Source organism: Bacillus siamensis (assembly GCF_051628075.1).
Classification (GTDB): domain Bacteria; phylum Bacillota; class Bacilli; order Bacillales; family Bacillaceae; genus Bacillus; species Bacillus siamensis.
Window position 1 is genome coordinate 211,671 of sequence record NZ_CP155579.1, and the last position, 13,254, is coordinate 224,924.

General features: G+C 43.3%; 15 protein-coding genes. 12 read left to right on the forward strand and 3 right to left on the reverse strand.

Annotated elements, in window-relative coordinates:
* Positions 1-132 precede the first annotated feature (132 nt).
* The 7 genes from ABDB98_RS01210 (at position 133) to ABDB98_RS01240 (ending at position 5,308) form a co-directional block, all read left to right on the forward strand.
* On the forward strand, positions 133-1,080 hold the full coding sequence (locus ABDB98_RS01210; protein WP_438421115.1) for an ABC transporter ATP-binding protein: 948 nt from the start codon (positions 133-135) through the stop codon (positions 1,078-1,080).
* Positions 1,077-2,264 carry an ABC transporter permease gene (locus ABDB98_RS01215; protein ID WP_438421116.1) on the forward strand — a complete coding sequence of 396 codons (1,188 nt, stop codon included), beginning with the start codon at positions 1,077-1,079 and terminating at the stop codon, positions 2,262-2,264. The genes ABDB98_RS01210 and ABDB98_RS01215 overlap by 4 nt, the downstream gene beginning before the upstream one ends.
* Entirely contained in the window at positions 2,261-3,403 is a 1,143-nt protein-coding gene (locus ABDB98_RS01220; RefSeq protein ID WP_438421117.1) for an ABC transporter permease, read from the forward strand. The genes ABDB98_RS01215 and ABDB98_RS01220 overlap by 4 nt, the downstream gene beginning before the upstream one ends.
* Positions 3,404-3,416: 13 nt before the next feature.
* Positions 3,417-3,596, forward strand: coding sequence for a hypothetical protein (locus ABDB98_RS01225; RefSeq protein WP_060963708.1), 180 nt, complete (start codon positions 3,417-3,419; stop codon positions 3,594-3,596).
* Between the two features lie 105 nt (positions 3,597-3,701).
* Complete coding sequence (locus tag ABDB98_RS01230) at positions 3,702-4,178, forward strand: DUF4879 domain-containing protein (RefSeq protein ID WP_438421118.1); 477 nt, start codon at positions 3,702-3,704, stop codon at positions 4,176-4,178.
* 75 nt (positions 4,179-4,253) lie between these two features.
* A complete protein-coding gene (locus ABDB98_RS01235; protein WP_438422091.1) occupies positions 4,254-4,502 on the forward strand; it encodes a sigma-G-dependent sporulation-specific acid-soluble spore protein CsgA in 249 nt (82 codons plus the stop codon).
* Between the two features lie 107 nt (positions 4,503-4,609).
* A complete protein-coding gene (locus ABDB98_RS01240; protein ID WP_438421119.1) occupies positions 4,610-5,308 on the forward strand; it encodes a YqeB family protein in 699 nt (232 codons plus the stop codon).
* A 43-nt stretch (positions 5,309-5,351) separates the two neighbouring features.
* Here ABDB98_RS01240 and ABDB98_RS01245 read toward each other — a convergent pair whose 3' ends face one another.
* The gene (locus ABDB98_RS01245; RefSeq protein ID WP_016936895.1) at positions 5,352-5,612 is read right to left on the reverse strand and encodes a hypothetical protein; all 261 of its coding nucleotides are present in this window, start codon (positions 5,610-5,612) and stop codon (positions 5,352-5,354) included.
* Between the two features lie 184 nt (positions 5,613-5,796).
* On the opposite strand from ABDB98_RS01245, the gene ABDB98_RS01250 reads away from it, so the two are divergent.
* From ABDB98_RS01250 to ABDB98_RS01265, 4 genes are all read left to right on the forward strand, one after another.
* Complete coding sequence (locus ABDB98_RS01250) at positions 5,797-7,416, forward strand: APC family permease (protein WP_438421120.1); 1,620 nt, start codon at positions 5,797-5,799, stop codon at positions 7,414-7,416.
* Between the two features lie 424 nt (positions 7,417-7,840).
* Positions 7,841-8,581, forward strand: coding sequence for a hypothetical protein (locus ABDB98_RS01255; protein WP_438421121.1), 741 nt, complete (start codon positions 7,841-7,843; stop codon positions 8,579-8,581).
* Between the two features lie 64 nt (positions 8,582-8,645).
* The gene (locus ABDB98_RS01260; protein ID WP_438421122.1) at positions 8,646-9,848 is read left to right on the forward strand and encodes a hypothetical protein; all 1,203 of its coding nucleotides are present in this window, start codon (positions 8,646-8,648) and stop codon (positions 9,846-9,848) included.
* A gap of 67 nt (positions 9,849-9,915) precedes the next feature.
* The gene (locus ABDB98_RS01265) at positions 9,916-10,164 is read left to right on the forward strand and encodes a DUF2651 family protein (protein WP_438421123.1); all 249 of its coding nucleotides are present in this window, start codon (positions 9,916-9,918) and stop codon (positions 10,162-10,164) included.
* A 179-nt stretch (positions 10,165-10,343) separates the two neighbouring features.
* Here ABDB98_RS01265 and ABDB98_RS01270 read toward each other — a convergent pair whose 3' ends face one another.
* Complete coding sequence (locus ABDB98_RS01270) at positions 10,344-11,231, reverse strand: glycerophosphodiester phosphodiesterase (RefSeq protein WP_438421124.1); 888 nt, start codon at positions 11,229-11,231, stop codon at positions 10,344-10,346.
* Between the two features lie 96 nt (positions 11,232-11,327).
* Complete coding sequence (gene glpT, locus ABDB98_RS01275; RefSeq protein WP_016936892.1) at positions 11,328-12,662, reverse strand: glycerol-3-phosphate transporter; 1,335 nt, start codon at positions 12,660-12,662, stop codon at positions 11,328-11,330.
* A 335-nt stretch (positions 12,663-12,997) separates the two neighbouring features.
* On the opposite strand from glpT, the gene ABDB98_RS01280 reads away from it, so the two are divergent.
* Positions 12,998-13,240 carry a DUF2651 family protein gene (locus ABDB98_RS01280; protein ID WP_438421125.1) on the forward strand — a complete coding sequence of 81 codons (243 nt, stop codon included), beginning with the start codon at positions 12,998-13,000 and terminating at the stop codon, positions 13,238-13,240.
* Positions 13,241-13,254: the final 14 nt, after the last annotated feature.

Below are 13,254 nucleotides of genomic sequence, written 5' to 3' on the forward strand. Positions count from 1 at the left end.
TTCACCCCCTCTCTCTTTTCATCACCAAACATATGACGAAAGTAATACTCATATCGAGTACAAAAGTGAATAGAAAACAAGGATCGCCAAGAGTAGAATAAGTGCAGACATGACACAAGGAGTGCTGCACGAATGCTTGAATTAACCGATTTGACAAAGAAGTACGGCGATTTTACCGCTGTCAATCATATATCGCTGCACGTCGAAAAAGGAGAGATATTCGGTCTGCTGGGACCAAACGGCGCCGGTAAATCAACAACGGTGTCAATGATCAGCACCGTGCTCTCACCGACGGACGGAACAATTTGCATTAATGGAATGTCATTACAAAAACAGCCTGCGGCCATAAAAAAAGTGATGGGTATCGTCCCGCAGGAAATAGCCTTGTATCAAGCGCTAAGCGCAAAGGATAATTTGGCTTTTTTCGGGAGCCTGTACGGACTTTCCGGTAAGGAGCTCGATAAGCGGGTCGATGAAGTGCTGGACATCATCGAATTAATGGAACAGCGAAATCAAAGGGTGTCTGAATTTTCAGGCGGTATGAAAAGACGGGTGAATATCGGTGCTGCCCTGATGAACGAACCGAAACTATTCATTTTAGATGAACCGACCGTCGGAATTGATCCGCAATCCAGACACCATATTCTTGAAACCGTTAAGACGTTAAATCAAGAAAAAGGAATGACCGTCATCTACACGAGCCATTACATGGAAGAGGTCGAATATCTATGTGAAAGAGCGGCGATCATGGCCCGCGGCTCAATCATTGCCTGCGGAACGAAAGACGAATTGAAACAGTCAGCGGAAGCCTCTGATACCCTGATCGTGAATGCAGAGGGTCTGAATGATGATGCCGTACAAAAAATCCGCCGCATTCCCGGTGTTTCCGAAGCCGCCGTCAGCCATCAGACCATTTCGATGCTCGTTTCCGCGGCAGAGCGGAATATCCTTGATATTGCGGATGATATCAGAAGAACCGGTATCACCATTAAGGGCATTCATTTCGAGGAAGCCAATCTGGAAAGCATTTTCCTCCGGCTTACCGGCAAAACGCTGCGGGATTCACAGGGGGCGTCATGAAAACATTGCTCAGGCTGATTTTATTAGATTTTCGTTTAATGGCCGGAGAAAAGTCCTTCTATATAAAACTGATTCTATTTCCGGCGCTGATGATTTTTATTTTAGGAACGGTTTTTCACGGCGATTCGAAAGCGAAGTCATTTAAAATCGCGTTTTATAATGCGGATCACGCGGAGAGTGCTTTGGGAGACACATTAAAGAATGACGTTCTGAAACAAAATGATCTCATCCGTGTAAAAGACATAAGCGGTTATCAAGCAGGGAAACAGCTTGTCGAAAGCGGCAAAGTCTCGGTTTTTGTATACGTGCCGAAAGGCTTTGCAAGAGCGGCGGAACACAATGAAAAAACAAGTATCAACGTCATCTCAGACCAACAAGGCTCTGTAAACGGAGACATTGTTGAAATGATGGCCGATTCATTTGTCACCAGAGTAAAGATGGAAAGCAGCGAAGAAAAAACGGTGCTGAAACAGTCGGGACATCTGTCAAAGGAGGAAGTCGGTAGCATAATGAGCGGACTTTCCGCTGAGCGCGGACAGGCTGTGGCCATTCCGAAACAGTCGGCCGGCCATCACGCGGCTCCGATTGATGCGATGCAGTATTATTCAATCGCGATGGTCGTCATGTTCTCTATCATGACCGCTTTTGCGCTCATTCACGGCATAGTGGAAGAAAGGCAGCAGCACACATTCTTCAGAATCAAATCAATGCCTGTATTACATATCCAGTACGTGGCTGGAAAGCTTTTGGGGATCATGTTTGCCATCCTTATACAAATGGCTGCCGTCATCATCGCAAGCAGCATCTTGTACCATGTGAAATGGGGCAATTTGTTTGAAATATTGCTGGTTACGATCGTTTATTCATTTGCGATCGGCAGTATCGTGCTTCTTTGGGGGGTTACTGCAAAAAACCACGAGACCGTCTCAAGCATGGCGGCTCCTATTCTGTATGGCTTCAGTTTTTTAGGCGGAAGTTTTATCGCGAAAGACAGCATGCCTGCCGGTTTGAAAATCGTGCAGGAGCTGATACCGAACGGCAAAGCGATCAACAGCTACGTAAGTGTCACGCAGCATGCCGGCCTGAGCGGTATTTCGGCGGATTTGGCAGAGCTCTCCGTCATCGGCGCCGTGTTTTTATGTCTGACCATCTGGGTGTTTAAGCGGAAGGAGGCTGTTTCATGACGCAGCTGTTATTCATGATCAGACATCAGCTGAAACTGATGTTACAGAATCGGATTGCGATCTTTACGACCATTTCCGTCCCGCTCCTTCTCACATATTTCTTTTCCCTTTCTGCGGATGGCAGTCAGCAGAAGGAAGTCTATGTGGCTGATAAGGATCAGAGCGTCTTTTCAGGACAATTGATGAACATGATTCAGACGGCCGGCCATGTAAAAGTCACGAAGGTCACGGAGGATGTTTTAAAAACAAAGGTTAATCATCAGGATATTTCCTTCGGATTGCTGATCGGAACTCATTTTGAAGAGACATTATTTTCCGGAGATGAATTGAACGTTTCATTCATTCAGAATGAAGAAAAGGGTGATGCTGTTTTGACAGAGCGGCTGATTGCGCAGCAGGCGGGCACGCTGAAAAAGATCGTCCGCGATGCGGCAGTGATGTCCCGCACGCTGCACACTGACGCTAAGCAGGCGGCGGCTGACCTGTTGAAGGATACCCAAAGCCATTCTGCCGTAAGCGTTGACCGCCAGCACGTTTATGCAGGCGGACAAGCGGCTGACAGGCTTATCGGATTTTTAGTGATGTTTATCTGGTTCGTTGCGGTTCAAAGCTTGCGATCATTTATAGACGAAAAAGAAAATCATACATATGCCAGATTGCTGAGCGCGCCTGTTTCATATACGGCATATGCAATCTCTAAGTTTGCGGCGGCGTATCTTTTCGGACTTCTCCATATTATCGTGATTCTCGGTGCCGGAACATTCATGCTGCGTATCCGTTTTGCCGATCATGTTCTTGCTGCGGGAGCGATACTTGCGGCCTGTGTATTTGCGCTAACTGCTGCAACGATGGCGGTGATCCCGTTTATGAAGAGCCAAAAGCAATTCACATCGCTTGCTTCTGTTTTTATCGCTGTCACGGGTTTATTGGGAGGGGCTTTCTTCACTTTAGATGCGGCTCCGGAGTATATGCGGACGCTGTCGTTGCTTACCCCTGAAAAATGGGTGATCGGCGCATTTCAAAACAATGGCGGAGACAGCCCGCAGATTGCCCCCTTGAGCCTGTTTCTTGCCGCCGGCGCAGCGGCACTGGCCTTATCACTCTATTTGATAAACCGCAATATGAAAAAACACAGTTAGGAGGATGGCTGCTTTGTATATGGCAGAAATCATCGGAATGATAGAATTACTCGCTGGAGCCGCAATGAACGTATGGATCGGCTGGCTCGGAAAAACCTTTTTCGGTAAAGATGACAGAAGTTCAAGAGTCGTGTTAAGAATCTGCGGCATCTTTCTGATCATCAATGGTGTTTCCAGAGCGTTTCATATCTAGTTCACAAAGTTTTCCAGACTCTTTTTTGGAATGTAATCTTTTTCCTTTGGAATCATGTAAAATAGAATAGAGTTCTATGAAAATATGACAAGAGGAGGAAGAAACATGAAAAAGAGAATCTTGATGTTATTCGCCGCGGCCGCCGCTGTTTTGTTGCTTGTGAGCGGGTTGTGGATGCCGTCAGCGTCTGCGGCGCCTGCTCCTGCTTTAACACAAATCCGTATTATCGGTGTGACGTCTGACGGACAGAATTATCAATGGGAGAATATCGGCCCGAACCAAATCAGCGCATCAAAACCGATGAAGGGCACAACGGGGTATTTAGCTGTATATTTCCAAGGGTATCCGAACAATAACACGATTCAGGCGTTTAACAACGGAACGAATATTACAAATCTCACGGCAAAAGCGCTGGAAGATGAATATACGAAAAACGGCAATATCGTTACAGGCTACATTAAATATTACAGCGTTCCTCTTTCTTATGTCAGTTCAGGAACGTTCTCTTTCTCCGCAACGGGGCTGAATGGGCCGTACACACCGTTAAGCAGCGGATTTTTCTCCATTCAGGTACAGAGTTAAAACAGCCGCGCTTTCATGTATAGTTTTTCTCTCTTTCCGGGAAGCTATTCCTAAAGAAAAGGGAGGGCTTACATGATGGACACGACACTCGGGTATTTGCGCGAGTCGCTTTCGAACCACTTGGAGCATGATGTTTGCCGCGGGATTTATAAAAAGCTGCAGGTGAAGCCTTATGCAAATGAGGGCGAGTTCGTGAAGGATCTTAATGATCTGGAAATGGATGCGCTGAATCAGGTGCTTGAGAAGGAGATCAAATATGCTGAGAACGAGCAGGATGAGAAGCGTACGATGGAATTGAATGAAGTGTATGAACTGCTGTTTTAAAAAGCCTCCCGCTGACGGAGGCTTTTTTTTGTGCCGGAAACATTTTACAGTATCATCCAACCCTTTGTATAATGGATTGCTGTAACAAATACAGATGGAGGAGAAAAATGAACGAAATAAAAAAACAGACGGTTCTTGAGTTGTCATCGGTTGAGAAAGCTTTGATTTTCCTTGTGCCGCCATTATTGGGTCTGGTCATCGGCTGGTTTCTGCCGGTCATTGCGAAATGGGCCGTTACATTGGATTGGCTGCCTTTTCACGGGGTGCTGGAAATCATCGCATCTTTTCACGGATGGAAGGCTGCGGCTGCAACCGCCGTTATCGGCTTAATTGGGGGAGTGTGGCTGACGCGGGCAGCTTTTAAAGAAAGTCTTGTGGCAGTCGTGACGGACAGCGAGGTGTCCTTAACCATATATAATGAAGAAAGCGTGTTTTCGAAAGACAGCATTTCCGGTGTGTTTACGGATGGGAAGTATCTTGTCTTATTGGGGACTGAAGGGCAGGAGCTTTTTCGGGAAAAGCTTGAGCCGGCGGTTGAAAAAGCGGCTGATGCGTTTCGCGGGCATGGGTATGTCTGGCTGGGGACGGAAGATCCTTTTAAAGAAGAGTACAAACGGTGGGTGCCGGACATGCCGGATTTGGAGCCTGGGGCAAACGCTCTCTTAAAAGCGAGGGAAAAGGCGCTGAAGCAGGATGAAACCGCAGATGCGAAAGAACTGAAAGCGGAAATATCCAAACTGGGCATTACCGTGCGGGATCAAGGGCCGCGCCAATATTGGCGGATCTATAAGAAGCCGTCTGCATAAAAAAGCTGCCGCCGTTTATACGGCCGGGCAGCATGGGAACAGATTATTTCTTCTTGTCATCGTAGTATTGAACCGGATACATGGAGCCTTCGGATACCATTTTGTTATCTTCAATATCTTCGGGATGCGGGTTGCCTGCTTTGTGGACGGGAAATGATTCAATATCGTGCTTCCCTGAAAGCGATGTTTTCATATTGCGGATAAAGTCCTTCACCTTTTGGCGGTTTGATTTATCTTTGAGAAGGTAGGAAGTCACTCCGACAGTCGACACGGCAAGTCCTGAAATGAGCAGTTTTTGTTTCATGATAAAAACTCCTTTCTATTTCTGGCTTGCAGTAGTTATTCCCGCTTGACGGCTGTTTAAACATCAAAGGGTAATTTTGGATTCCTGCTTTAATGCGATAAAGATTGACAAAACTATTTTCAGAATAATATTATAAATATATGATAGCGCTGGAGTCATATTTTAATTGAAAGGTGTTAACTTTATGAATCAATTACATCGCAGAATGGGAACGTTTGCACTCATGATGGTCGGACTTGGGTCAATGATTGGCTCTGGCTGGTTATTCGGGGCATGGCGGGCGGCTCAGATTGCGGGACCTGCCGCAATTATTTCTTGGATTATCGGTATGATCGTTATTTTGTTTATCGCACTTTCTTACAGTGAATTAGGTTCAATGTTCCCGGAAGCCGGGGGAATGGTAAAATATACTCAATATTCTCACGGATCATTTATTGGATTTATCGCAGGATGGGCAAACTGGATAGCGATTGTTTCCGTTATTCCGGTGGAAGCGGTCGCGTCCGTTCAATATATGAGCTCATGGCCGTGGGAGTGGGCGAAATGGACAGGCAATCTCGTTCACAACGGCACACTTACGGGAGAGGGTCTCGGCTTTGCTTCCGTATTGCTGATTATTTACTTTTTACTGAATTATTGGACAGTTAACTTATTTTCAAAAGCGAATTCATTGATTACTATCTTTAAAATCATTATTCCGGGGCTGACAATCGGAGCGCTGCTGTTTACCGGTTTTCACGGCGGAAATTTCACATCCGGGTCAAGCATTGCGCCGAATGGCTGGGCGAGCGTGCTGACAGCAGTGGCCACATCAGGTATCGTCTTTGCGTTTAACGGGTTTCAAAGCCCGATTAACATGGCCGGAGAAGCAAAAAATCCCGGTAAATCGATTCCGATTGCGGTTGTCGGTTCGCTGTTGGTCGCAACCGTCATTTACGTCCTGCTGCAAATCGCGTTTATCGGTGCGGTTGAACCTTCTATGATCGTTCACGGCTGGAGTCACCTGAACTTTAACTCTCCATTTGCCGATTTGGCGATCGCCTTGAATATCAACTGGCTTGTCATTATTCTTTATGCAGATGCGTTCGTATCTCCGTCAGGAACCGGTATCACTTATACCGCTACGACGTCCCGCATGATTTACGGCATGGAAAAAAATAAATATATGCCGAGCATTTTCGGAAAGCTTCATCCGCTGTACGGCGTGCCGCGCCAAGCGATGATTTTTAACCTGATCGTATCGTTTATCTTTCTGTTTTTATTCAGAGGATGGGGCGTGCTTGCTGAAATCATTTCCGTTGCGACATTGATTTCTTATATCACAGGTCCTGTGACGGTGATGACGCTGCGGCGGACGGCGGCGGATTTGTACAGGCCTCTCCGTCTGAAAGGCCTCAGCGTGGTTGCTCCGCTCGGCTTCGTGTTCGCGTCTCTCGTGCTGTATTGGGCGCGCTGGCCGCTAACGGGGCAGGTGCTGTTTATCATTTTGATCGGCCTGCCGATTTACTTCTACTACCAAGCGAAAGCGAAGTGGAAAGGATTCCGCAGAAACTTTAAAGGCGGCGTCTGGATGGTTGTCTATCTGCTCAGCATGATGACCATTTCATGGCTCGGAAGTGAAAAATTCGGCGGTCTGAACATCATTCCGTACGGCTGGGATATGGGGCTGATCGCAATCGTTGCCCTTGTCTTCTATACGTGGGCGCTGAAGAGCGGATTCAAGACTGAGTATTTGAAAGACGCCAAAGCAATCAACGATCAACTAAAAGGCGGACAGGCCGAAGCCGCTGCCGGAAAAGAATAATGATTGATACAACCCTTGCGGACATTTCCCGCAAGGGTTTTTTGATCGGGCAAAAAAATATGGGTTCGGCATCATCTCCGAACCCATGCTGACTCGATACAGACGTGACGATGAATGAGCAAGCCTAACGACAGAACAAGCAAGGCCAGTATTCTTTTTTTCTCATAATTTCTCCGTCTTATCAATAACTGTCTTCCATACTAAACAATGAATGCAAAGATGTGTTGGGCAACTATCAACTATTAATCTTTTATATTTCTTTCTTCTCCGTAACTTTCTCCGTTTTCCTTTACTCCAAGTCAAAGTTTTTGAGACATGGCAAATAATTAACCGCAGAGAAAATACAGTACGTAAGTTGTGTTTACAATAATTGTATAATAAATTAAAATATAGGAGAATAAACAAATAGTTGGAGGTAATAAGTATGAAAATGCGAAAATTTTTTGCGACATTATGCATCGTTACTCCCTTAGTGTTTGGAGGTTTTACGAGTGTTAAGGCTGTAGACTCGTATAATTCAGAAACAGTAAACTACATATTGAAAATGAATCCGAATCTGTCGAAAAAAGAATTAATTGAATCTGTTAATGATCTAGTTAAACAAGATAATAAAACATCTAATGAGATCTTAGAGGAAATTAAAACTGAATTAAAGAAGCAAGAAAAGCTAGATAAAGAAGAAGATAAAAGCAATAAAATGAGCACAAAGGGCAAGAATAGCGGGCCAAAAATTATAGGATCCAGCTCTAAAGGTAATGTTTACTATACACCTGCCTCTACTTTTGGGCTTCCACATGGACATGTCGGTATGTATTATAAGGGAAATCAAATTGTCGAATCGATCCCTAAAAAAGGTGTACGTGCAATAGCTTCCTCGAAACGTAAGGTCGAAAAAAACGCTGTAATTCAAAATGTCAAAGTTTCTAGTTCTAAAAAAAATAATTCAGTAAATTGGGGTTACAGCAGGGTTGGGAAGGATGGTTATTCATATAATTTTGCAACAAATAGAAAATCGAGTCATTATGGTGATAAAAACTGTTCAAAACTATTATGGTCAGCTTTTAAGCTAAAGGCTGGTATAGATATGGATAAAGATAAAGGTCTGGGTGTCTATCCAAGAGATATCAGAGATTCCAATTATACAAAAACTATTAAAACATTTTGATGAATTATTTTCACTCCCTAAGTTTATTTAGGGAGTCATATTATTTTAAGGAGTGAGATAATATTTGAACAAGATTAAGTTGCTTATTATAATTGCGGTCATAGTATTAATAGGTATATTTATATGTATCGGAACATTTAAATATACTAATTCAATTTCTGATGTTAAACAAACTGAAACAGAAAAAGAAAAGAATTTCTTGAATGATAAAATTGCAGCTATATATTATTCAGCAACAATAGATTACCCTAAAGATGGGAGTTACACTGTATATATTGATGAAAAAGGAGCAGCAACAGCTGTAAAAGGAGATGCTATTGAGGTTGGAACCATTGCACAAGATGAAAAAAACATAGTTAGACAGGACAAAAAAGAAGTATATATGATAGGCGATAGCTTTAAGAAATTCCCGATGCAACATCAAGTACATACAAGTTATGGGCAGTCATCGGGTCATTTAACAAAAGGAAATATCTTTTATTTTTTGAATAATCAAGAAGTTGGTAAAAACCATTATAATAGCTTAATCAGATGGGGTAACAGCAATGGATTTCATGAAAAAATTATTCCGGGTTTCTATACAAGTACCGGTAATGACGGTGAATATATTTACGTGATAAATGAAGATTCTTCAATCAAAACACCGACTTTCCAGGATGTTAAAATAGATAAAGATAAAGTTACAGTAGGGAAAGGAACAACAATTCCTATATTAAATGAAGAAAATTGGAGTGTTTATTCACAAATAATAGTTAAAAAAAGCTCAGCCTTTTTTATACTATATAACCAAACGGATAAATCAAACAAAGTACAATTCAAAGTAGCAGAAATTGATTTAAAGCATAATAAGTTTAAAGGGGCATATCCTTTAGGCAGTTATCATATCCCTGATGAAATTTCTCAACTGGCAATTCCTCTTTCCACTAATAACTTTTTTGTGAAAAATGACACTTTATATCATTTGGCAGCTAATTCAATACTTTATACTTTTGATCTGAAAAGTATGAAGCCGAAGAAAAAACTCCCATTACATAGATCGACAAAATTTGAAAACCAAGCAAAATTCACTTATTTTGATGAGTCTGAAATTTTCTTGTTAGAAATAAGCAAGGGTGGGAAATATGTGATTAATTCTTACTCTTATAAAAACGGAAAAAAATTAAAATCTACTCCTATCAGAGGACTTGAAAAAATTATTAACAATACCCATGTTTCTGAATATGACTTTTTTATGATTAAGAAAAACAAAGAAGTATGGGGTGATTAGATATAAATGGCTAGACAGCTGAGTGAGTATACTTAAGGGGAAATTAAATTCACAAAGGAGAATAATAATGGATGAGCTAGATCTTGCTTTTGGTATCTTACCACTTTGCATTATCGTTTTATCGATTATATTCACTTATATTTTCAAAAAAGTGTATATAATGCCGATTGTCAGTATAGTTGTTTCAGTCATATTAATGTTCACTGTTTTTAATCTATCCTTCTGGGGATGGGTGGTTGTCTATGGTTTAGTATCACTTGTATTATCGTCTATTACTAATAGTATAAGAAAGAAAATAGATAATAGAAATAAATAATTATATTCCTTTGTTTAAAAAGGTATCACAAGTAATTCATCATTACAGTGATACCTTTTTACAATTAAGGTGAGTCTCAGCCTTTTAATAATATGCTCCGCCCGCTACATAACTCATGATGGCGTTTGCATTATCGGGAAAAACATGGATTCGGCATCATCTCCGAACCCATGCTGGCTTTATGATTTGTATTCTTTTTTGACCTTTTGGAATATATCCGCATAGTTGGTGAACACACCGGTTACGCCCCAATCCAGCAGGCGGCGCATGTCCGCTTCCGTGTTTACGGTATAAGGGTGGAGCAGAAGGCCGTGGCTGCGTATGCTCCGGACGTTTTGAGCGTTCAGCGCTTTGTAATCCGGTCCGATTCCGACGGCATAGGTTTTGATGTCCGCTAAATCAGCGTCAGTCATTGACGTCATCTGATCCGCTTCAAGCAATTGGACGGCGGGAAGTTTTGGATCGAGCTTTTTGATTTTCAGAAGGCTGTCCCTGCTGAAAGACTGAATGATAACTTGTCCAAGTTTCGCATGCTTACCTGCCAATTTGTATTTTTTCAGTGAAGCGATCAGTTTTTCTTCCATACCCGGATACGTTTCAGGCGCTTTCGTTTCAATATAATAATTTGCGTGTCTGCCGAATCGTTTTAACACGTCATCAAGTGTGGGAACGTGAAGTCCGGCGTATTGCGGTTTAGCTTTTTCCGGATAGGCTTTATTGAACCAAGAGCCGGCATCGAGCTTTTGAATCTCGGCTGATGTATGGTCCTTCACCCAGCCGTGTCCGTTTGTGGTGCGGTCCAGTTTTTCATCATGCATGACGATCAGCTTGCCGTCTTTTGTCATTTGTAAATCCAATTCAATATAGTCTGCCTTCATTTTTTGCGCAGTTTCATAAGAAAGGATCGTGTGCTCCGGGACATACCCCGAAGCACCGCGATGGGCAATGGTTAACATTCTGTCAGGAGACAAAAGGTTTCCTTTTCCCGCCGCCGATACAGGCGTGACGATGAATGATAATAAACCGAATGAAAGCAACACTAAAGCAAACAACTTATGTTTCCGCATGTTTTCTTCCCCCTTAAAAAATCAATATCTGTCTCTAGCGTAGAAAATCGTTGTAAATTCTGTACTGCAAAAATATTAATCTTTTATGTTGTTTTCTTACACATGCTCCGCCCGCTTGCCGGTATTCCACGTCATAGCCAAGAAGACGATGGACAGCGCGCATGAGGTGACAAGCATGATAAAGCCTCCGTTCCAGTCAAAGCGGTCTACAACATAACCCATGATGGCGTTGGCGAAAGCCGAGCCTCCGATGTAGCCGAAAAACCCGGTTAAACCGGCTGCCGTTCCCGCCGCTTTTTTAGGCGCAAGGTCAATGGCCTGAAGCCCGATAAGCATGACAGGTCCATAGATTAAGAACCCGATGCTGATGAGCGCGATATTGTCGATGAGCGGATGACCGGCAGGGTTAAGCCAGTAGACCAATACAGCGATAAATACGCCGGCCATGAACAGTACGCCAGCTGGCGCACGGCGGCTTTTGAAAAACCGGTCGCTGATCCAGCCGCACAAAATCGTGCCCGGAATTCCCGCATATTCGTAAAGGAAATAAGACCATCTGGAGTCTTCAGGAGAGAATCCTTTCGCTTCCGTCAAATAAGTCGGCGCCCAGTCAACGACTCCGTACCGCACGAAATAAACAAACACATTGGCAAATGCGATATACCACAGAAATTTATTATTCAGCACGTATTTAAAAAGAATTTCTTTGGTCGTCATTTCTTTTTCCTGGTCTTTAAACGCATGTTTCGGATAGTCATTCCGGTATTCTTCAATCGGCGGCAGCCCGCAGGATTGCGGCGTGTCACGAACGAGAAGAACGATGACAAATGAAATGACAATGGCGATAATAGCCGGAAAGAAAAACACGCTTTTCCAAGTAACAAACATGGCGATGCCGAGAGTCACGAGCGGGGCGAGAATACCTCCGCCGATGTTATGGGCGACATTCCATATCGACATTTTCGTGCCGCGTTCACTGATGGAAAACCAATGAGCCATCGTCCGTCCGCAAGGCGGCCAGCCCATCCCTTGAAACCACCCGTTAATAAACATAAAAATAAACATAATCGTCACGCTTGATGTGACCCATGGCATGGAAACAAATAAAATGTTTACGACACCTGACAAAAACAGACCCGTTGCAAGGAAATATCTCGGGTTGCAGCGGTCAGACACCATCCCCATAATAAATTTGCTGAAGCCGTAAGCGATTGATACGGCCGCAAGCACCAAGCCAAGTTCCCCTTTTGAAAACCCTTGCTCCTGAAAGTAAGGAATAGCGAAGGCAAAGTTTTTGCGGAGCAAATAATACCCGGCATACCCGATGAAAATCCCCAAAAATACTTGCAGCCTGAGCCGTTTATAGGCCGCATCCGTCTTTGAATCATCCAATCTCTCAATATGCGGAGCCGGCTTGAACAACTGAAACATCATATCCTCCCCTTTGCTGAACGTCTATCATGATGTATGTATGACTCCTTTCCTTAAAAATAACAAAAAGAACCAGAAATCACCCTCGTGAAAGGGCGGGGTTTCCTGGTTCTCCTCATCTCCATCCAAAAATCATTAACTTGTATATGATAGCGCTTTCTTAAATTATCACAGTCTGCCATAAATGTAAACGCTTTAAGAAAAGTTTTCATTTTTTTGAATAAATAACCGAAGGGAATATCAGCGTGAGCGCGAAAGGATTTGAAGTACTTGTTTTTGTACTCAGGCATAAGATGTGGTAGGCCGAATTAAGAAAAGGGAAAGGAGTGCATCTGTTGATTGATGAATTGGATTTTGCGTTCGGTGTTCTGCCGCTTTGTATCATTATCTTGTCAGTCGCCGGAACATATCTGTTTAAAAACGTGTTTATTATGCCGGCTGCCGCTTTGGCCGTTTGCCTTATATGCACTTTTACCGTATTGAATTTCTCGTTTATCGGATGGGCCGTTGTGTACACGCTTGTCTCTTTCGCGTTATCGCATATTACGATGGTGGTGATCAGTCAAAATAAAAAATAGGATCGGCGGCAGCC

Coding starts and splice junctions, on each gene's coding strand:
- ABDB98_RS01215 (WP_438421116.1), top strand. CDS start 1,077: ATGAAAACATTGCTCAGGCTGATTTTATTAGATTTTCGTTTAATGGCC.
- ABDB98_RS01250 (WP_438421120.1), top strand. CDS start 5,797: ATGAATCAATTACATCGCAGAATGGGAACGTTTGCACTCATGATGGTC.
- glpT (WP_016936892.1), bottom strand. CDS start 12,662: ATGTTTCAGTTGTTCAAGCCGGCTCCGCATATTGAGAGATTGGATGAT.
- ABDB98_RS01265 (WP_438421123.1), top strand. CDS start 9,916: ATGGATGAGCTAGATCTTGCTTTTGGTATCTTACCACTTTGCATTATC.
- ABDB98_RS01255 (WP_438421121.1), top strand. CDS start 7,841: ATGAAAATGCGAAAATTTTTTGCGACATTATGCATCGTTACTCCCTTA.
- ABDB98_RS01210 (WP_438421115.1), top strand. CDS start 133: ATGCTTGAATTAACCGATTTGACAAAGAAGTACGGCGATTTTACCGCT.
- ABDB98_RS01240 (WP_438421119.1), top strand. CDS start 4,610: ATGAACGAAATAAAAAAACAGACGGTTCTTGAGTTGTCATCGGTTGAG.
- ABDB98_RS01220 (WP_438421117.1), top strand. CDS start 2,261: ATGACGCAGCTGTTATTCATGATCAGACATCAGCTGAAACTGATGTTA.
- ABDB98_RS01270 (WP_438421124.1), bottom strand. CDS start 11,231: ATGCGGAAACATAAGTTGTTTGCTTTAGTGTTGCTTTCATTCGGTTTA.
- ABDB98_RS01235 (WP_438422091.1), top strand. CDS start 4,254: ATGGACACGACACTCGGGTATTTGCGCGAGTCGCTTTCGAACCACTTG.
- ABDB98_RS01245 (WP_016936895.1), bottom strand. CDS start 5,612: ATGAAACAAAAACTGCTCATTTCAGGACTTGCCGTGTCGACTGTCGGA.
- ABDB98_RS01230 (WP_438421118.1), top strand. CDS start 3,702: ATGAAAAAGAGAATCTTGATGTTATTCGCCGCGGCCGCCGCTGTTTTG.